At 65.0% G+C, this 18,082-nt stretch carries 18 protein-coding genes; 12 read left to right on the top strand and 6 right to left on the bottom strand.

The features are described from left to right. Positions 1-50: 50 nt before the first annotated feature. The gene (locus ACN8ZM_RS10245; protein WP_043188106.1) at positions 51-1,451 is read left to right on the top strand and encodes a sensor domain-containing diguanylate cyclase; all 1,401 of its coding nucleotides are present in this window, start codon (positions 51-53) and stop codon (positions 1,449-1,451) included. Positions 1,452-1,612: 161 nt separating this feature from the next. On the opposite strand, the gene ACN8ZM_RS10240 is transcribed toward ACN8ZM_RS10245, so the two are convergent. Then, positions 1,613-3,757 carry a hypothetical protein gene (locus tag ACN8ZM_RS10240; protein ID WP_420209919.1) on the bottom strand — a complete coding sequence of 715 codons (2,145 nt, stop codon included), beginning with the start codon at positions 3,755-3,757 and terminating at the stop codon, positions 1,613-1,615. A gap of 821 nt (positions 3,758-4,578) precedes the next feature. Here ACN8ZM_RS10240 and ACN8ZM_RS10235 point away from each other — a divergent pair. Further along, positions 4,579-5,109, top strand: a complete 531-nt coding sequence (locus ACN8ZM_RS10235; RefSeq protein WP_420209918.1) for an isochorismatase family protein — start codon at positions 4,579-4,581, stop codon at positions 5,107-5,109. 185 nt (positions 5,110-5,294) lie between these two features. Here ACN8ZM_RS10235 and ACN8ZM_RS10230 read toward each other — a convergent pair whose 3' ends face one another. Then, a complete protein-coding gene (locus ACN8ZM_RS10230) occupies positions 5,295-5,753 on the bottom strand; it encodes an Lrp/AsnC family transcriptional regulator (RefSeq protein ID WP_043188112.1) in 459 nt (152 codons plus the stop codon). A 302-nt stretch (positions 5,754-6,055) separates the two neighbouring features. Between ACN8ZM_RS10230 and ACN8ZM_RS10225 the strand changes: the two genes are divergently transcribed. Genes ACN8ZM_RS10225 through ACN8ZM_RS10215 form a run of 3 tightly spaced genes read left to right on the top strand, consistent with a single transcriptional unit; the run spans position 6,056 to position 9,097 of the window. Further along, the gene (locus ACN8ZM_RS10225; RefSeq protein ID WP_277405108.1) at positions 6,056-7,444 is read left to right on the top strand and encodes an amino acid permease; all 1,389 of its coding nucleotides are present in this window, start codon (positions 6,056-6,058) and stop codon (positions 7,442-7,444) included. Positions 7,445-7,504: 60 nt separating this feature from the next. Then, the gene (locus ACN8ZM_RS10220; protein WP_420209917.1) at positions 7,505-8,752 is read left to right on the top strand and encodes a MalY/PatB family protein; all 1,248 of its coding nucleotides are present in this window, start codon (positions 7,505-7,507) and stop codon (positions 8,750-8,752) included. A gap of 12 nt (positions 8,753-8,764) precedes the next feature. Beyond that, on the top strand, positions 8,765-9,097 hold the full coding sequence (locus ACN8ZM_RS10215) for a carboxymuconolactone decarboxylase family protein (RefSeq protein ID WP_043188413.1): 333 nt from the start codon (positions 8,765-8,767) through the stop codon (positions 9,095-9,097). 94 nt (positions 9,098-9,191) lie between these two features. Here ACN8ZM_RS10215 and ACN8ZM_RS10210 read toward each other — a convergent pair whose 3' ends face one another. After that, positions 9,192-10,115 (bottom strand): recombination-associated protein RdgC, encoded by a 924-nt coding sequence (locus tag ACN8ZM_RS10210; protein WP_420209916.1) that lies wholly within the window; start codon positions 10,113-10,115, stop codon positions 9,192-9,194. A 282-nt stretch (positions 10,116-10,397) separates the two neighbouring features. Beyond that, on the bottom strand, positions 10,398-10,784 hold the full coding sequence (locus tag ACN8ZM_RS10205) for an Arm DNA-binding domain-containing protein (protein WP_420209915.1): 387 nt from the start codon (positions 10,782-10,784) through the stop codon (positions 10,398-10,400). Between the two features lie 127 nt (positions 10,785-10,911). Here ACN8ZM_RS10205 and ACN8ZM_RS10200 point away from each other — a divergent pair, with 127 nt between their 5' ends. The 4 genes from ACN8ZM_RS10200 (at position 10,912) to ACN8ZM_RS10185 (ending at position 13,315) form a co-directional block, all read left to right on the top strand. After that, positions 10,912-11,226, top strand: a complete 315-nt coding sequence (locus ACN8ZM_RS10200) for a Dabb family protein (protein ID WP_043188125.1) — start codon at positions 10,912-10,914, stop codon at positions 11,224-11,226. Continuing rightward, positions 11,223-11,702 carry a PaaI family thioesterase gene (locus ACN8ZM_RS10195; RefSeq protein WP_046545900.1) on the top strand — a complete coding sequence of 160 codons (480 nt, stop codon included), beginning with the start codon at positions 11,223-11,225 and terminating at the stop codon, positions 11,700-11,702. Before ACN8ZM_RS10200 ends, ACN8ZM_RS10195 begins: the two co-directional genes overlap by 4 nt. A 170-nt stretch (positions 11,703-11,872) precedes the next feature. After that, the gene (locus ACN8ZM_RS10190) at positions 11,873-12,832 is read left to right on the top strand and encodes an alpha/beta hydrolase (RefSeq protein ID WP_420209914.1); all 960 of its coding nucleotides are present in this window, start codon (positions 11,873-11,875) and stop codon (positions 12,830-12,832) included. Positions 12,833-12,874: 42 nt separating this feature from the next. Next, the gene (locus tag ACN8ZM_RS10185; protein WP_043188134.1) at positions 12,875-13,315 is read left to right on the top strand and encodes a GNAT family N-acetyltransferase; all 441 of its coding nucleotides are present in this window, start codon (positions 12,875-12,877) and stop codon (positions 13,313-13,315) included. A 20-nt stretch (positions 13,316-13,335) separates the two neighbouring features. Here the strand turns inward: ACN8ZM_RS10185 and ACN8ZM_RS10180 are convergent, their stop codons facing one another. Then, positions 13,336-14,181, bottom strand: a complete 846-nt coding sequence (locus ACN8ZM_RS10180; RefSeq protein ID WP_043188136.1) for an NRDE family protein — start codon at positions 14,179-14,181, stop codon at positions 13,336-13,338. Positions 14,182-14,257: 76 nt separating this feature from the next. Continuing rightward, complete coding sequence (locus ACN8ZM_RS10175; protein ID WP_043188138.1) at positions 14,258-15,292, bottom strand: YgfZ/GcvT domain-containing protein; 1,035 nt, start codon at positions 15,290-15,292, stop codon at positions 14,258-14,260. A gap of 77 nt (positions 15,293-15,369) precedes the next feature. Between ACN8ZM_RS10175 and mltG the strand changes: the two genes are divergently transcribed. From mltG to ACN8ZM_RS10160, 3 genes are read left to right on the top strand one after another with little or no spacing between them, the layout of a single operon-like run. Continuing rightward, positions 15,370-16,389 (top strand): endolytic transglycosylase MltG, encoded by a 1,020-nt coding sequence (mltG, locus tag ACN8ZM_RS10170; RefSeq protein ID WP_043188141.1) that lies wholly within the window; start codon positions 15,370-15,372, stop codon positions 16,387-16,389. Next, on the top strand, positions 16,389-17,009 hold the full coding sequence (gene tmk / locus ACN8ZM_RS10165) for a dTMP kinase (protein WP_043188143.1): 621 nt from the start codon (positions 16,389-16,391) through the stop codon (positions 17,007-17,009). The genes mltG and tmk overlap by 1 nt, the downstream gene beginning before the upstream one ends. Before the next feature lie 19 nt (positions 17,010-17,028). Beyond that, positions 17,029-18,057, top strand: coding sequence for a DNA polymerase III subunit delta' (locus tag ACN8ZM_RS10160; protein WP_420209913.1), 1,029 nt, complete (start codon positions 17,029-17,031; stop codon positions 18,055-18,057). Positions 18,058-18,082: the final 25 nt, after the last annotated feature.

Here is an 18,082-nt window from a genome sequence, read left to right as displayed (position 1 = left end):
ATCCGTGCCGCGAAGGTTCGAACCAACGCAGCAGACCGACCGGGGACCGAATGAGTACGACCTATGCAGCCGGGGAACCGCCGCGCGTCGTCAGCGCGGCCGCGAGGCTCTACGCGAAATGCCTGCTGGTCGGATTCGCGTTGCTGCCCGCCTATCTGATCGCCTATCTGTGGTTCTTCAGCGACCCGCACGTCGTGTTCGAGAGCCACGCATTCCATGAAATCGCGATTGCTGCCGCGACCCTCGAAGGCGCGTTCGTCACCTACGTGACGTGGGTGTGCTACCGGTCGTCCGGCGAGCCGCTGCTGCGCTGGCTGACACTTGGCTTTCTTGGCTTCGCGATGATCTATGCGTTGCACGGTGCGTTCACCGGGATGGCGCATCACAACATCTGGCTGTTCCTGCTGTACGGGCCCGCGTCGCGGCTCGTGATGTCGATCCTGCTGCTCACGGGCCTGATGTCGTATTCGCGTCCGCCTGATCGCTTCGAGAAACGCACGAGCGTGCGCACGTGGCTGCCGTGGATCGCGTTCTTCGTGATCGTCAACGTGGCCGTGGCGTACATCGCGTATTCGCCGATTGCGGGCGCGCTGGGCACGCGGCTGTCGATGGAAGGCGGCGCGCTCGTGTTCTCGCTGCTGAACGTCGCCGTGCTGCTCGCGCGGCGGATCCGCTCGCCGCTGATGGTGATCTACGGCGTGTCGATCATGGCGTTCGCGCTGTCGTCGCTCGCGTTCATCCTCGGCAAGCCGTGGAATCACATGTGGTGGCTCGCGCACGCGATTTTCGCGGGCGGCTTCTTCCTGCTCAGCTACGGCGTCGTGCAGGCGTTGCAGACGACCCGCTCGTTCTCGGCGATCTACAGTCAGGAAGACCTGATGAGCCGGCTGTCGGAATCGATGGCGCGTACCGAGAGCGCGCTGCAGGAACTGCGGCGCACGAACCAGAAGCTCGAATACATGGCCGCGACCGATCCGATGACGGGCGCGTCGAACCGCCGGCAGTTCATCGCGCAGGTCGAGCGCGAGATGGTGCGGGCCGAGCGCGACGGCACGCCGTTCTGCCTGCTCGCACTCGATCTCGACAATTTCAAGAACATCAACGATGCATACGGGCACCAGATCGGCGACGAGGTGCTGCGCGGCGTCGTGCGCCAGTGCCTCGATGCGATCCGGCCGGCCGGCGGGCTCGCGCGGGTCGGCGGCGAGGAGTTCATGGCGCTGTTGCCGGATATGCCGCTCGAAGGCGCGCGGATGACGGCCGAGCGTGTGCGTTCGTCGATCGCGAGCTCGCCGTTCGGGCTCGATTTCAAGCGCGTGCAGGTGACGGTCAGCGTCGGCGTCGCGCAATACGGGGCCGACGGCAGCACGGTCGATGCGTTGCTGCGCGTGGTCGACGAACGGTTGTACCAGGCGAAGCGGGAAGGGCGGAACCGGGTCGTCGCGCGGTGATGCGGGTTTGCGCGGCAAGCGGGCGCCGGTGACCGGACGCGGGACATTCGGCAACGCGGGCACAGAGGCTGTGTCGAGCGCCTCGATCTCTAAGGAAGCCCCGGAGGCGGTAGCGCCCTCGGGGCTTTTGCATACCCGGTCAGCACGCGACTGGCGATCCGCTACCGCGTTGCCAGAGCCGCCGCGCTCTTCTTCGGCTGAGCATCCTGCATCTGCTGCGACGCCTGCCACCAGTACTTGCCCGTGCGCTGCTGCGGATCGCGGATCGCGAGATACGTGGTGCTCCACAGTTGTGCGGCGTTCGCCTCGGTCGCATCCGCGCTGCGCGTGCCGAACGCATCGGTCTGGTACTTGCCGTTCACGTAGGACCACGTCCACATTTCCGACGTCCGCATGTCGCGTCCGTTCGAGATCACCTGCCAGATCGTCTGCCGCGCCTGCGTGAGCAGCGCGCGCGTCGCGGCCGACAGGTCCTGGCGCGCGAGCTGATGATCGAGCCCGGCCACCCACATCGCCTGCTGCCAGGACCAGATCACCGTGCCGTGATACGCGGAACTGGTGAACTTCGGCCACAGCGCCTGGCTTGCATACGCGGGGTTCGCGATCAGCATGCCGGCATCGGTCACGAGCCCGGTCGGGAACGGCCGCGTGACGTCGGTGACGATCCGCTGAAGCGTATCGTCCGGCGGCGTGCCGAACAGCAGCGCGAAGCCGCCGTCCGAATTCATCACCGGAATCGGGTTGCCCTGCTGATCGAGCGACAGCGCGTAGAACGACAGCGGTGTGCCCGGTGCAGCGCCGGCCGGCACGCCCGCGGACGGCGCATAGGCCGACACGTCGGTGGCTGCCTGCGCGGCCGGCACGCTGACCTGGAACAGCGGCGGCGCCTGGGTTTCCCAGGTGGCTGCCTGGTTCGCCGTGTTGGCGAGCGTCGCGCGTTGTCCGGCATCCAGGTAAGGGTCGAGCAGCCCGCGCGTGAGGAACGCGTTCGCTGCGCGAAGCGCGGCCGGCACGAGCACGGCATTCACGTCATACGGGTAGACGCCGCCGCCGAGCCCGTCGGTGCTGTCGCGCCAGTTGCCGACGATCTCGCCGGGCCGCAGGTGGATCAGGTTCGCGACTGTCGGCTGCTGCGCGAACGGCTGCGCGGTCGTCGCGACATGCAGCAGGTTGACGACCAGACGGCTGCCATGGGTCTGCCCGTCGCTGCCGCGCTGCGCGAGATAGGCGGCCGCGCGGGCCTGGCCGCGCGTATCGTCGATCAGCCACGCGGCCGCGATCGGCGCGAGCAGGTAGTCGCTGTCGATCATCTTGTAGTCGTAGGTCGGCGTCGGATCGTTCGGCCGCCCGTTCTTCTGGTTGTCGACGAGCGCGAATTCGCCGATGCCTTCCTCGTGCGCGACCTTGCCATCGGTCGACAGCCGGCCCAGCACCGACGACAGGCCGGCCTCGATCGCCGCGGGTTCGAGTACGGGCATCAGCATGCGCACCGAGATCAGCGTGTCGCGGCCGAAGTAGGTGTCGTACTGCCACGAGCCGGCCAGCAGCTTGTCGTGGAAGCTCAGGAACTCGAGCACGTTCTGGCTTACCGGGTCAGGGTTCACCGATGGCGCGAGCAGGTCGGCGCGCGTGATCGGCGACAACGGCGTCTCGCCCGACAGCGCATCGACATGCAGCCGCAGCGTGTGCGAGCCCGCCGGGGCGCTCAGGACGAGCTTGCCGCCCGCTGCCGGCGCGATGCTGCCGCCGTCGCGCAGCGTGATGCGCAGTGAGTAGCCGGGCGCGCCGTCGATCCGGTCGCGTTGCCATTGCGCGGCGCTGCCCTGGACCGTCGGCGCGGTGAGGATCTGCTGCGGAATCGTTGCACCGCCGTTGAAGTCGCGCAGGAAGCGCACGTTGCTGAGCACGCCCTGGCGGATCGTCAGCGTGTCGGTGTCCACCGACACGTCGGCACCGATGCCGTACAGCGGGCGGCCGTGCGTGTCGGGTGCCGACAGCGCGGACGGCGGCGTGTCGAGGCTCCAGTTCACCGGCTGCGCGGTGTCGTCGAACCACAGCCCCGTGCCGCTGTTGCCGGCGGGGAAGACCACGAGCAGGCGGGGTTTCGTCGACGAGCGTACCAGCAGGTGCGCGGCGACGTTGTCCTGCCGGTAGAACGCGTTGATCTGGCCGCCGGTGTCCATCCGGAACGACAGCGCGGCGGTGTTCGACGGCGGATTGCTCGATTTGACGTCGTCGTCGTTGCAGGCCGCGAGCAGGCTGGCGCAGATGAATCCGAGACACAGCGACTTCACAAGGCAATGCATGTTGATGTCCCTCCTGATGACTGGCGATTTTTATGGGAATTATCGAATGAGCGGGTGCTCGGTCTGCTGCGTCCGGAATTGCATAATTCCTGGAAATGATGGAATTAATCAGGACGTGATTCTGAGGCGAACTGAATGAGAAATAACCGGTTGGCGGTTAATGCCGGAATTGAAAACAAAAGGAGGCGATGCCCCGGCTGGGCACGGAAAACTTCTCTGCTGGCGTTTCGGTACAGTACCGGCGCTGGTGTGTGCGGCGCGAAAAACGAAATGTAAGCCGTCGTAGGGGATTCTAAAGTTCGGATAAAGTCGAAGTCAATAATGATTTCAGGGTTTTCGAATAATGCTCTGAAATGAGGTCGCAATTATTGCCTGTCGGGTCGGTAAAATATGCGAATTCATGAGGACATGGAGGTGCGCTGATTATCGATTTTGGTGAAAATGGATTGGCAATCAATATCCGTATTGGCGATTGATTACGAGCCGGAATTGAATCGTGACGGTTCGCCTGTTGCCGTGTCTTGGGCGGTGCAAACGGAAGGCGCGGAATGCGATGGATTCGGCAATGCGGAGCGATGAGCAACCGGCGTTCCAGCGACCGGACCGGCGGATGATCCGGGGAACCGGACGCCATGCGATCGCGCCAACGACGTCGGCAAGTTTGGTAGGCTGGGGGCCCGCCATCGTTTATCGAATCGACGCAGTCGGCCACTGATGCGATTCGATATCCGTCTTTTGCGGGACTGACGATTTTGCGACAGAGCGACCCTTCATCGATGGTCGATGGCGGGTGACGTCACCTTCACTCCGGAGAATGCGCCGTGCTGCACGTGTCCGACGATTCAGTGGTCGTATTGGTAGATTTTCAGGCGCGGCTGATGCCAGCCATCCACGAAGGGGTATCCGTCGTCGCGCAGGCTGTCCGACTTGCCCGTATCGCGCAGATAGTCGGCGTGCCGGTGATGGGTACCGAGCAGAGCCCCGTCCAGCTGGGCCGGAACGTACCGGAGATCAAGGAGCTGTGCTCGAACACCGTCGTCAAGGATCATTTCGACGCGTGCGCGGAAGGCCTGGTCGATGCATTGCCGGCCGGGCGCAATAGCGTCATCGTCGCCGGTTGCGAGGCGCACGTGTGCGTGTTGCAAACGGCGTTCGGGCTGTTGCGCAGCGGCCGCAAAGTCACGGTGGTCAGCGATGCCGTGGGGTCGCGCAAGACGATCGACCGGGACGCGGGGATCGCTCGGCTCGGGGCGGCGGGGGCGCAAATCGCGACGGTCGAGATGATCGCGTTCGAATGGCTGGGCTCCAGCCGTCATCCGCGTTTTCGCGATGTGCTGCGCCTGATCAAGTGAGTCGCGGCTGATGCCCGCTCGATCCCTGCCTTTCAGCACGCGGCTGCGCTGTCCGGGGCGCGAGCGAATGGCGGGGCGGTGGAACATGCGTGACCGGCAAGTGTTTCAGCCGGAACGGCGGATCAACACGAACAGGCGCAAACGAAGTGATCCGACATATGGCCACGACCAGGGCGATCCAGGCGTCAAAGAGGAAGGCTCGTTGAGCGCTTGATCTCCTTGAGCGAAAAGCCGGTGTACATCTCCTTGATGTTGCCTAGGGTGCGGATACGGTGCATCGCGAGTTGATGAAAGGACTCCATGTCGCGGACGACCACCTGTAGCAGATAGTCGTATTTGCCCGACACGTTGTGGCAGGCCACCACGTTGGGAAGGGCCATCACTCCAGCTTCGAACGTACGCATCGCCTTCTCGGAGTGACTGTCGAGCATGATGTTGATGAAGGCAAACAGTCCCAGCCCGAGCTCCTGCTGATTCAAGGTTGCGTGATAGCCCTGGATCACCCGCGTCTCCAGCCGCTTGAGCCTCTTCCAGCAAGCGGGCGCTGACAATCCAACCCGTTCCGCAATTTCCGCGTTTGCGAGTCGGCCGTCGGCCTGCAGCAATTCCAGAATCTTCCGGTCGGTGTCGTCCAGATCCGTCATCTCGTGTTCCCCTCGGTCGCTGTGTGCATCCTGGCCCGCGCACGCTGGCACGTAAAAAAGCCCCCAGCATGCCGTCCTTAGGACCGGCCAGTATCGAACCCAAGCCGGTTAATTATATTTTCTCGATCCGACAAACGGCTTGCGTTCGAGAAATCCTATTAACCGTTCCATCGACGATCATTAACCGAACGGGAGCGGGCGGGCAGGGTGCCATCGGCGCCTCTGAACGACGTCCGCCAAGTTCGAATGGCCGAGCCTCAAGACGGGTCAGGCCGCCCACATAAAAGAAATGGAGGAGTCAGTTGAGTTTGTTCAGAACCAAGGATCTTGCGGCGATGGTCGCAGCCAGTCACGCGCCACATGGCCTGAAAAAGGTGTTGGGGCCATTCGATCTCATCCTGATGGGGATCGGCGCGATTGTGGGTACCGGCATCTTCGTGCTGACCGGCACCGGGGCGCTGACCGCCGGCCCGGCGTTGACCATCTCGTTCGTGATCGCGGCGCTCGCGTGCGGATTCGCGGCGATGTGCTACGCGGAATTCGCGTCGTCGGTGCCGGTGGCGGGTTCGATCTATACCTACAGCTATGCCACGATGGGCGAGTTGGTGGCATGGATGATCGGCTGGGACCTGATGCTCGAGTACGGCCTGGCGAGTTCTGCGGTGTCGGTGGGCTGGTCAGGGTACTTTCAGTCGCTCATCGGCGGATTCGGGCTGCATCTGCCGGCCGCGCTCTCGGCCGCTCCCGGCGCCATTCCCGGCGTCCAGACGTGGTTCAACCTTCCGGCATTCCTGATCATGCTGGTGTTGACCGCCATGTTGTCGCTCGGGATGCGGGAATCGGCCCGGATCAACAACGTGATGGTGGGGTTGAAGGTCGGTGTCGTCCTGTTGTTCATCGTCGTCGGCGCACGTCACGTTCAACCGGTGAACTGGCATCCGTTTACGCCCTTCGGTTACTCGGGCGTATTCAGCGCTGCGGCACTGGTGTTTTTCGCGTTCATCGGTTTCGACGCGGTGACGTCCGCCGCCGAGGAAGTGAAGCGACCTGCGCGGGATCTGCCGATCGGCATCATCGGATCGCTGGCGGTGTGTGCGGTGTTGTACGTGGTCGTGTCCGCAATCATGACCGGCATCGTTCCATACCAAAAGTTCCTGGGTGTCGACCACCCTGTGTCGCTTGCGCTCCAATACGCGGGAGAGAATTGGGTCGCCGGATTCGTCGATCTCGGCGCGATTCTCGGCATGACCACCGTCATTCTCGTGATGACCTACGGCCAGACGCGCATCGTGTTTGCGATGTCTCGCGATGGCCTGCTGCCGAAGCGACTGTCGAGCGTTCATGCCAATCTCGGCACGCCGTTCTTCGCGACCTGGATCGTCGGAATTCTGTTCGGCCTGGTCGCAGCGGTCGTACCGCTCAACGTGTTGACCGAACTGATCAACATCGGAACGCTGGCGGCGTTCAGCCTGATTTCCGTCGCCGTCATCATTCTGCGCAAGACCCGGCCCGATCTCCCGCGCGCATTTCGCTGCCCGGCTGTGCCGCTCGTCCCGATCCTCGCGATTGCATTCTGCATCACGCTGACGGCCTTCCTGCAAGCCACGACGTGGATCGCGTTTCTGGTCTGGCTCGCGATCGGGCTCGTGGTGTATTTCACGTACGCGCGGCAACGGTCGCATCTCAACTGACTTCGGGGCAACACGACGGATGTCGGTTGCGTGCCATTTTCATTTAACGAGTGAACACACATGGGATACGACTTTGACCGCTTGATTTCCCGCCGTGGCACCAATGCCTTGGCGGAAGAGGGCTTCGAAAACTACCTCTTCGGGGCCGATGGTGCCCGCCCGTCGCTTGGCAGACCGACGGAAGAATTGATCTCGATGTGGGTCGCCGACATGCAGTTTGCTGCACCGGATGCAGCGCTCGACGCGATCGCTGAACGCTTGAGGCATCCGGTCTTCGGCTACACGATGAACTTCGACGATCAGCTCTATCAGGTTTTCCATGCCTGGTGTGTCGAGCGGTACGACTGGCGCTTCACGCGCGATGAGATGCAGGTGTCGCTGGGCGTCATACCGGCACTCTTCGGTCTGGTCGAGTACATATGCCAACCCGGCGACAAGGTACTCACCCTGGCGCCGGCCTATGGCTACTTCAAGCATGCGACGGTTCAACGCGATCGTGAGTTCGTGACGTCATGCTTGCTCGTGTCCGACGACGGCGAATACGCAATTGACTTCGACGACTTCGCGTCAAAGGTCAGCGATCCGGCGGTCAAGCTGTTTTTCCTTTGTCATCCGCACAACCCGACCGGCCGCATCTGGACCGACGACGAACTGCGTCGCATGGGTGAGCTTTGTATCGCGAACGGCGTCAAGATCGTTTCCGACGAGATCCATTGCGATCTGCTCAGAGCCGGTCGCAGTCACACGCCGTTGGCCAAGCTGTTTCCTAAAAGCAGGGACATCATCACGTGCATGGCCGTCAGCAAGACCTTCAACCTGGCCGGGATGATGATTGCGACGGTGATCATCCCCGATCCGGAATTGCGCGACGCATGGAAGCGGCGGCATTACCCGTTTGTGAATCCGCTCAGTCTGGCAGCCGCGACGGGTGCGTACAGAGATGGCGCACCGTGGCTGGAGGCGTTGTGCTCGTACCTGGACGGTAACTTTGCATGGACACGACAATTTCTGAACGAGCATCTGCCCGAGGCCGGATTCCGTGTGCCTGATGCAACGTACCTGGCGTGGATAGACCTGCATGCCTACTTCGACGAGTCAGTGAATCTGACCAGATTCTTTCTGGAAAAGGCCGGGGTCATTCTCGAGGGTGGCGAGATGTTTGTCGAAAACGGTCGTTGCCGCGTACGGCTCAATCTCGCGTGCCCGCGCGTCCAGGTGCAACGCGCGCTCGAAAGGATGCGCGATGCGATCGTCGATTATCGCGACGCCGTCGCGTCCATTGCTCAATCCATCCAAGTGTCTGTGTAACGGAGAAAAATGATGGTCGATTGGAACGAGTATCGTGAGCAACTTGTGCGGCGATTCAGGGAATTCTCGACGCTCGCCCCGGACACGATGAAAGGCATTGTGTCGCTTGGTCAGGCTGGTGAGAAGACCAATTTCCTGGATGCAAAGACAAGGGAACTGATCTCCCTTGCTGTTGCCGTGACCACGCGTTGTGACGGTTGCATTGCATTCCACGCAAGCGAAGCGAAGAAGGCAGGTGCGACGGTCGACGAACTGTCGGAAGCGCTCGGCGTCGCGATCCATCTGAATGCCGGCGCCACGCTGGTCTATTCCGCGCGCACGCTCGACGCCTTCGACAGGGCCTGACGGGGAGTGGTACGCGCGGACAGCACTTTCTGTCGCGCGGGCTCGAAACCTCGCCGTCGCGGGCGGGGCGAGGTTTCTCGGCCGCCGACGGCGTTCAGGCTGCTGCCGCCTGAGGAACCGAGTCGCGCTGCTCGCCGCCCAGGATATCGATGAGACTGGTGAACATCCGCCCCAATTCACCGGTCATCAGCGTGACATCCGAGTCGAAGCGTTCAGCGTCGTTCTGCGCGGTCGGATCCGCCGCTTCCTTGATCACGTCGAGCGGCGTAACGCGCTTGATCGTCAGCGACGGCGTCAGCACGAAGGAGATCCGGTTGTCCCAGGTCATCGCAAGGCGCATGCATTGTTTGCCGGCCTCGATGTGCCGGCGCATGTCGTTCGCTTCCAGCGCGTGGCCGACGTATCGCACCGTGGCGCCGCCTTCGCCGCTCGAGCGCAACTCGGCGTCCTGGTCCACGGTGAATCCGCCCGGCGCCTCGCCGGACAACAGCCAATCCGTCATCGCGGCGACCGGCGAACGCACCACTTGAACACCGGCGAGCGGCAACTGATCGATCGATTTGACGAGCAGGCCGCGAACGTCGTCGGCAAGCGCCTGTGACGCCGCATCGATGACGAGCCAGCCGTTCACCGTATCGATCCACACGCGGGTATCGCGGCGAATGGTGAATGCGCGCGGGAGCAGTTCGTCGGTCACCTGCTCCTTGAGTTCGCGCATCTGTTTTCGCCCTACCTTGAAGCCCTGCTGCTCCTCGACTTCGAGCGCGCGGTCCTTGGTCACCTGATTGACGACCGACGCCGGGAGCAGCTTCTTCTCGGCACGAAACGTCAGCAACATCTGCCGGTTGATCGAATATACGAGCGCGCCGTCGTCACGCGGCGACGCCCATCCTTGGCTCTGCATCTCGACGCTGTTGCCCGGCTGAAACGCGTGGGGCGCCAGCCATTTTTCCATCTGATCGGGGGTAACGGCCCAAGGTGCCGGAAGACGATGAAGCTGAAGGTTCTTGAACCACATAGGAGTACGGGCAAAGCGCACCATTCTATATGACGGTGATGATTGCGGTGCAGATTCGGTCGCTCGGCGTGAGGGTTCAGATCGTTGACGGTCGTAGCGCCGGGTACGTGGGCATCGGTCGCCAAATTCGCTAGGGAAGGGGGGCCACGCTCTTCGCCGCGACATCAAAGCGAGCACATCGTTTGCGGTGACCGAGCGCACGGGGCGGTTCCCGATGTACAGGTACGCATCGGTTTCGAGCATGCGCAGCATCTCGCCAAAGAGTCGCTCAGTCCACGTCGTTCACTTCTTCTCCAGCCACTCGTCGCTGATTGCTCGAAAACGTGCTTTGCCTGCATTGATCCGCGCCGACAGGACGTCCTGTCGCATATGGGACGGGTGCAGTCCCTTCTTGACGAACTCGCGGGCATCGTCGCATTCAGCACGCGCGTCTTGAAGGCTGATGCTGCGACATTCGCCGATAGCAAAGAGATTCTCCTTCCCGTCCATTCTGTACGTGTATCGCCTGAGCCTGGAGTCGGATGGATACACCAACAGATCCTGTCCATTGATGTCGGCAAGTTTGGTAGGCTTGTCGTCTGCCTTTGCTTGTCGGATCTTGTTGTCGTCAAGTGGCACGGTGACAAAGCCGGTATCGTCGTCGGGTGATCGAAACGATACCCGCTTCATTACCCGCATCTTTCTCGACCGGACGCAATTTCCAGCGAACGCGAGCCAACGGCGAAAGGGCGTAAGATGCCCGATTGGCAAGGGTGACAGGCAAGTCGCCGAACCAGAACGAACAGGAGCAACCGAAGTGATCCGACATATCGTCATGTGGAAGTTGAAGGAATCGGCCGAAGGCGCGACGCGCGCCCAGAACGCGCTGAAGCTGAAGGAAAAGCTCGAAGGCTGCCGCGACCTCGTGCCGGGCACGCTGCAGATCGACGTCGGCGTGGCGACGCCGGGCCTCGACGCCACCGCCGACATCGTGCTCGTGTCCGATTTCACGGACAAGGCCGCGCTCGACGCCTACCAGGTGCACCCGGTTCACCAGGAAGTGAAGAAATTCGTCGTCGCGGTGGCCGAGTCGCGCGAGTGCGTCGACTACATCGTCGACAGCGCACGATGAGCGACGCGGCAACCCCGACGGACGGCCCGTCGATCGAAAGCCCGTTCGTCGACATGCTCGGTGTGCAGCTCGTGTCCGCGAAGGACGGCGCAAGCGAGATTGTGCTGCCGCTCGAAGAGCGGCACATGAACACGTGGAGCATCGCGCACGGTGGTGTGACGATGACGCTCGCGGACATCGCGCTTGCGATGGCGGCGCGCAGCCTGACCGACGACGGTATCGGCGTCGTCACGGTCGAGATGAAGGTGAACTTCATGCAGCCGGGGCGCGGCGAGTTGCGCGCTTACGGACGCGTGATGCATCGCTCGACGACGATGGCCTACTGCGAAGGCGAAGTGCGCGACAGTGACGGCAATTTCGTCGCGAAGGCGCTCGGTACGTTCAAGTACATGCGGCGGCTCGCGGTGGGCCGCGACATCAAGCGGCAACGCTCGCGCACGGCGCCGGACGCCCAGCCCGGCCCGAGCGACGCGTAAGCGCCCGGACGCACGGCCCTGCCTCTTCACAGGCAGGGCTGTTTTGTTTTATGGAGCGCATTGGCGCACCGGAATTTCGAAACGCACGGCGCGCCACGCTCGCACGACGCGCGCATGGCATCATGCACGCTTGTCCGTTCACGGCGTCGCGCAGGCGCCGTCCTCAACCGATGCCGCTGAATCCGAAGATCGCCCAGGTGCTCGACATGATCGAGCGTGCGAAACGTCCGTCCTACCATCACCAGACGCCACAGCAGGCGCGCGCCGCGTACGAGAAGAGCGCGCCGATCCTCGACGTCGCATCGGCGCCGATGCATTCGGTCGAGGAATGCGTCGTGCCGACGCGCGACGGCCGCACGATCGGTGCACGGCTGTACCTGCCGGTCGCGCCGAGCCTGGCGGAGCCGCTGCCCGCGCTGGTCTATTACCACGGCGGCGGCTTCACGGTCGGCAGCGTCGATACGCACGATGCGCTGTGCCGGATGTTCGCGCACGATGCGCAGTGTGCGGTGCTGTCGGTCGGCTACCGGCTCGCGCCCGAACACCGGTTCCCGACCGCCGTGAATGACGCCGACGACGCATTGCAATGGCTGCATCGCGAAGCCGCCACGTTCGGCATCGATGCCGAACGGCTGGCGGTCGGTGGCGACAGCGCGGGCGGCACGCTCGCGACTGTCTGCGCGGTGCTCGCGCGCGACGCAGGCATTCGCCTGGCGCTGCAGATGCTGATCTACCCGGGCGTGACGGGCTTCCAGGACACCGAATCGCACGCACGGCTCGCGAACGGCTACCTGCTGACGCAGGACACGATCCAGTGGTTCTTCACACAATACGTGCGCGATCGGGCGGACCGAGACGACTGGCGTTTTGCGCCGCTCGACGGCACGCGCGACGCGCCGTCGTTCGCGGGCGTCGCGCCGGCGTGGATCGCGACGGCCGAATACGATCCGCTGAGCGACGAGGGCGCCGCCTATGCGGAGAAGTTGCGTGCGGCGGGCAACGCGGTCACGCTGGTCTGCTACGCGGGGATGATCCACGAGTTCTTCAAGATGGGCGGCTACGTGCCCGAGGTACGGGCCGCGCATGCCGACGCGGTCGCGGCGCTGAAAGCCGCATTCGACGACGTTTGACGACGGGCGCTTGACGGCGAGCGCGCCGCGTGGAGAGCAGCGATGACGGACGGCGTGGTGGAAACGGGTGACTGGACGGCACTGGGCGGCGACGCCGCGCGGATCCGCGACGCGGTGTTCGTGCGCGAGCAGCAGATTCCGCCGGAATGGGAGCTCGACGACGACGATCTGCTGTCGCTGCATGCGGTGGCATACCGGATCGATGCGTCGACGGGCGTCCGCCGTGCGGTCGCGACCGGGCGGCTGCTGCCGTCAGGCACGATCGGCCGCGTCGCGGTGCTGGCCGACGCGCGCGGGCAGGGCGTCGGGTCGGCCGTGCTGAACGCGCTGCTGGATGCGGCGCGGCGGCGTGGTGAAATCGTCGTGCGGCTCTATGCGCAGGATTCGGCCGTGTCGTTCTACCTGCGGCACGGCTTCGCGGCAGTCGGTGAACCGTTCGTCGAAGCCGGCGTGCCGCACGTCGAGATGGCGCGCGCGCCGTAGCGCGGCGCCCGCTCGCGTGCTCAGCGCGGCGGGGTCGCGTCGAGGTCGAACGTGAACGCGCGCTCGAACGTGCCCGGGCGGACGGTGCGGTGCGAGCCGTCGTCGTCGCAACGTTCCTTGATCTCGACCGTCAGCCGCACGCCTTCCTTCATCGTGACGCGCAGCGCAGTCGTGCCGCGCGTGCCGTATTCGGGGGTCTCGATGAACGCGGCCGACAGCGCACGCTCGCGCTCGATCGGAATGCCCGTGTGCGGCAGCGCGTCGTCGTCCGCGACATGCGGGTCGCGCATCAGCGCAATCAGTTCGTCGAGCGACGGGGTCGGATTGTCGGTGAGCAGCGTGCCGAGTTCCGCGCGCTTGCGTACCACTTTCGGCCAGGGCGTATCGAGCCGCGCATTCGACAGTGCATGCACGCCGGGCGCGATCGCGACCGGTGCGGCGACACTGCTTTCGCCTTCGGGTGCGCGATTGCAGAACCACGCGAGTTCACGCCGCCGCCAGTCGCCGACGAGCAGGTTGAAGCCGTTGTAGACGGCCGCATGCTCGGCCAGCTGCCCGAGGTAGTCGAGCGGCGCAACGGACGGGCCGCCGAGGAAATCGGACACGAGCTTGCCGCGGGTGGGGGCACCCGCGCGGATGTCGAACGGCGCACGGTAGTTCGTCAGCGCGGCGAAACGGCCGTCCCGCGATACGCCGAGCCATGTGCCGCCCGCTTCGAGATCGCGGCCGGCCAGCACGCCCGGTACATCTTCCCACCACGAGAGCGGCGCGCTGGTCCGACGAAAGAACTCGTCGCGGTTGGCGGTGAGGGTAAAGACGGGACCGGCGGCGGCATCGGGCTGCCAGTCGAAGGCAATCAGACACATCGGGTGAATCTCTCGCAGGAAACATCGGGCACCGGCTGCGACTCGCGAGCCGGCGCGCGAACGGGTTGTCAGTGCGTCACGCTTCCGTCGGCCACGCGTACGGCAGCGTATCGAACGCGAGCGCCGGACCGTCGGCCGAACCGAGGTGCACCGTGCCGTTGTCGAGCGCGGCGAGCTTGATCTCGACGAGCGCGTCGACACCGCCCGCGGGCGCGGCCGCCGCGTTGACGATCATCCCGCACGGCTGGCCGGGATCGTCGCTGTGGAACAGCTCGACGCCGGCATGCACGGTATCGGTCTCGCCGGCGATGTGCGCGAGGGCGGTGCGGCGCTTGATCGTGCCGCGGTACTGGCTGCGCGCGACGATTTCCTGGCCCGGGTAGCACCCCTTGCGAAAGTTAACGGCGTCGATCACGTCGAAGTTGACCATCTGCGGCACGAACTGTTCGACGGCAGGCTGCGTGATGCGCGGTTCGCCCGCGCGGATGTCGAGCCAGTCCCATACGGCCGGCGACACGACCGGCAGCGTATCGCCGAGCGCGGCGATGCGTGCGTCGACTTCCGCGCGCGGGCCGATCCACAGGTAGCGCTTGCGGCCTGCCGCATCGGGCACGCGGATCAGCGTGCCGGCCGGGCCGTCGACCTTCACGTGCACGCCGTCCGGCAGCGCGTCGAAGATGCCCGACAGCGCGTCGCGCACGTCACCTGCGAACCCGACCACCGCGAGCGCGTCGCTTGCATCGGTCAGCTTCGCTTTCGCGCGCAGCACGAACATCGACAGCCGCTTCTGCACGGCGGGCTGCACGTCCTTCGACACCAGCAGGCGCACGCCGTGGCCGGCGCGCCACGTGAGGAACGAGCCGAGGAGACGGCCCTTCGGCGAGCAATAGCCGGACAGCCGCGCAGTCGCGGCGTCGAGATGTTCGATGTCGTTGGTGAGCTGGCTGTGCAGGAACGTTGCGGCGTCGTCGCCGGCCACGTCGATCACGCCGAACTGCGGCAGCGGCATGCAGGCGCCCGGCGCGTCGAAATCGGCGGCGGACGGGCGGGGGAAAACGGGGAGCGAGGCAGGTGCGGCCTGGGCAGCCGGTGAAACGAACGATGTGCTCATGGAATGAGGGAACAGTCAACCCTGACTTTGACGAAGGCGAGCAAGTATTATATGGGTCTTACCTGAGTCACGTTTCCATGTCCCTACTGAAGAAATGCGCCGCGACGATCGTGGCGCTGGCCGTCGTTGTGGCCGCTGCCGGCGCGGGCGGCGGGTATTACTGGGCAACCCGGCCGCTGCTGCTGGGTTCGGCATCGCTCGACGTCACGATCAAGCCGCGCAGCACCGTGAAGAGCGTCGCGCTGCAGCTCAAGCGCGGCGGCGTGCCGGTCGAGCCGCTCGGTTTCGTCGCGATGACGCGCGTGCTCGGGCTGTCGAGCCGGCTCAAGTCCGGCAACTACGAATTCAAGACCGGCATCACGCCTTACGAGGTCCTGCAGAAGATCGCGCGCGGCGACGTGAACGAGTATGTCGCGACGATCATCGAAGGCTGGACCTTCAAGCGGATGCGCGCGGAACTCGACACGAACCCCGATCTCGCGCACGCGACGGCAGGCATGAGCGATGCCGAGCTGCTGCGCGCGATCGGCGCGTCGGATAACGCGGTGCAACGCGGCAGCGGCGAGGGGCTGTTCTTCCCCGACACCTATCTGTTCGACAAGGGCACGAGCGACCTGAACATCTACCGGCGCGCGTACCATCTGATGCAGACGCGTCTGGACGAGGCCTGGGCGGCACGCGTGCCAGGCCTGCCGTACAAGACGCCTTACGAAGCGCTGACGATCGCGTCGATCGTCGAAAAGGAAACGGGCCACGCGGCCGATCGCGCGTTCGTCGCGGCCGTATTCGCGAACCGGCTGCGCATCGGCATGCCGCTGCAGACCGATCCGTCGGTGATCTACGGGCTCGGCGACGCGTACGACGGCCGTCTGCGCAAGCGCGACCTGCAGGCCGACACTCCTTACAATACCTACACCCGACGCGGGCTGCCGCCGACGCCGATCGCGTTGCCGGGGGTGGCCGCGCTGCAGGCGGCGATCAATCCGGCACAGACGAGCGCGCTCTATTTCGTCGCGAAAGGCGATGGCACGAGCGTGTTCTCGGACACGCTCGGCGACCACAACAAGGCCGTGGACAAGTACATACGAGGTCAATAATGGCGAGCGGTAAATTCATCACGTTCGAAGGGATCGACGGGGCGGGGAAGACCACCCACCTGCAATGGTTCTGCGAACGCCTCCAGGGCAAGCTGGCTGCGGCCGGCCGGCAGGTCGTCGTCACCCGCGAGCCGGGCGGCACGCAGCTCGGCGAGAAACTGCGCGAGATCCTGCTGAACCAGCCGATGGATCTCGAGACGGAAGCGCTGCTGATGTTCGCCGCGCGCCGCGAGCATCTCGCGCTCGTGATCGAGCCGGCGCTCGCGCGCGGCGACTGGGTCGTGTCCGATCGCTTCACCGATGCGACGTTCGCGTACCAGGGCGGCGGCCGCGGGCTGCCGCGCGACAAGCTCGAGACGCTCGAGCGCTGGGTGCAGGGCGGCTTCCAGCCCGACCTGACGGTGCTGTTCGATGTCGCGCCGCAGGTCGCGAGCGAGCGCCGCGGCGCCGCGCGCATGCCCGACAAGTTCGAAAGCGAGTCCGACGCGTTCTTCGCGCGCACGCGCGGCGAATACCTGCGGCGTGCGGAAGAGGCGCCGCACCGCTTCGCGATCGTCGACGCGACGCAGACGATCCCCGAAATCCGCCAGCAGCTCGAACGCGTGCTCGCCGCGCTGTAATTCGCAAGGAACGCACCACATGATCTATCCGTGGCAGACCGACGACTGGAACCGCCTGCAGCAGCTGCGTGCACAATGGCCGCACGCGCTGCTGCTGCATGGCCAGGCCGGGATCGGCAAGCTGCAGTTCGCGCAGCATCTCGCGCAGGGCTTCCTGTGCGAATCGCCGCAGCCGAACGGCGAGCCGTGCGGCACCTGCGCGGCCTGCACCTGGTTCTCGCAGGGCAACCATCCGGACTACCGGATCGTGCTGCCCGAGGCGCTGGCGGGCGAGGCGCCGGGCGCCGCGGACGACGCGAAGGCGGCCGACGCGGACGAAGGCGGCAAGAAGACGCGGGCGCCGAGCAAGGAAATCAAGATCGAGCAGGTGCGTGCGCTGCTCGACTTCTGCGGGGTCGGTTCGCACCGCGGCGGCGCGCGCGTCGTCGTGCTGTATCCGGCCGAGGCGCTCAACGTCGCCGCGTCGAACGCGTTGCTGAAAACGCTGGAGGAACCGCCGTCCGGCGTCGTGTTCCTGCTCGTGTCGGCGCGCATCGACCGCCTGCTGCCGACGATCATCAGCCGCTGCCGGCAGTGGCCGATGGCCGTGCCGGCGCCCGACGCGGCCGCGGCCTGGCTGGCCGCGCAGGGCGTCGAGCATGCGCCCGCGCTGCTTGCCGAGGCCGGCGGCGCGCCGCTCGCCGCGCTGGCGCTCGCGAGCGACGAGAACCGCCCGCTGCGCGACTACACGCTCGGGCAGCTCGCGGCCGGTGCGGCCTGCGATCCGTTCGCGTGCGGCGAGACGCTGCAGAAGCTGCCGGTGCCGCTGGTGCTCGGCTGGCTGCAGCGCTGGCTGTACGATCTGCTCGCCCAGCGGATGGCGGGCGCGCCGCGCTACTTCCCGACGCACGCGGCGGCGCTCGCGCGTTGCGCGGAGGCGGTCGATGCGAACGCGTTCGCCCGCTTCATGAAGGCCGTGACGCGGCAGCGGACGGTCGAGAACCATCCGCTCAACGCGCGGCTCGTATTCGAGGAATTGTTTCTTGGATACCGGGAAATGTTCGCGTGATCCGGCATTGTTTCTTGCGGGTTGC

The organism is Burkholderia aenigmatica, from assembly GCF_048627025.1.
GTDB classification, from domain to species: Bacteria; Pseudomonadota; Gammaproteobacteria; order Burkholderiales; family Burkholderiaceae; genus Burkholderia; species Burkholderia aenigmatica.
This window is presented reverse-complemented; position numbering and strand designations above follow the sequence as displayed.